The following is a 1,079-nucleotide window of genomic DNA, read 5'->3' as shown; positions in this document are numbered from 1 at the left end:
TCTATTCGTTTCCCACAACCAATCAGCATCATTTCATGCAGCAAATATTATTCCATCCGGTTCGTTCCGATGCTCTCTGGGAGGGGTTAAGACACACCCTGAAGGTAATTGGTTAACCAATCGCCTACCCAATCTAAGCTTCATAACAGCCTCCTGTGAGATTCCACTTGACCATGCCAATCCGTGCGAACTGTCCAAAACACGAGGGCATCAACAGTAAAATAAAATATAATAAATATATATATACAGAAATACCGAACTTTTTTGGGTCCGATAAGAAAAAAATATATATCAACCTATATATATATATCGAAAGTTTCGGTACGATATCCAACACTAACGAGCAAATTCCGCGTTCCCCCTGCTCGTTGCACAGTCATGATTATCTGCCTACATTCATACCAGGTATGAATAAAAAAAACTAAAGTAAAAAATTATACAAATTAAAACCTGAATTGTCAAAATACCTAAATACAAAAACAACAGTTGAATTAAAATCTCAGATAGCCAAACTTCCGTTGACCTAAAACCCAGAGAGCAAAAAATCACTGTCGATAGGTAAAAAATCGATAAAACCGAAAACCCGTGCTAAAAAGTAAAAACAAAATCTGTCGAACCAAACTCCGAAGGACAAAACAATCACCCAAAAATTAACTTCGTCCCTGTGTCACACATTCAGCTTTCCAGCAAGAAGATCACCATAAATTCACGGCAAGGGTACGATGAAACTCGAAAGGCTTCCGTGATATCGCTTTAGTCAGGAAATCCGCATGCTGAAAAGGGGATGGGACGTGGTTAGTCGATATCTCTTTTCTCCCAACCAGTTCCCTGAGGAAGTGGCGTCGCACGTCAATGTGCTTGGAGTTGGGAGTTCGTAATGGAGTTCTGCGCAAGCTGCCCCGCACCCTGATTATCCTCGAACACCGGTTTGCAGGGCCTTCCCACCTCAGGCAACATGAAACGCCAAACCTGCTTCAAAAACAACACTTCCTTGATCACGTCAGCAGGCGCCAAGTACTCTGCCTACGTACTGGAGAGTGTGGCGCACTTCTGAGTCCTAATAAACTAAGACACGCAGG

At 42.3% G+C, this 1,079-nt stretch carries 1 protein-coding gene; it reads left to right on the top strand.

Features of this window, described 5'->3' with window-relative positions; translation table 11 throughout:
• On the top strand, window positions 1–220 hold a 220-nt coding region (locus ABJF11_RS19885; protein WP_348122004.1), incomplete at its 5' end, for a hypothetical protein.
• Between the last annotated feature and the right edge of the window lie 859 nt (window positions 221–1,079).

This window comes from Reichenbachiella sp. (genome assembly GCF_039941815.1).
GTDB lineage: Bacteria > Bacteroidota > Bacteroidia > Cytophagales > Cyclobacteriaceae > Reichenbachiella.
This window is presented reverse-complemented; position numbering and strand designations above follow the sequence as displayed.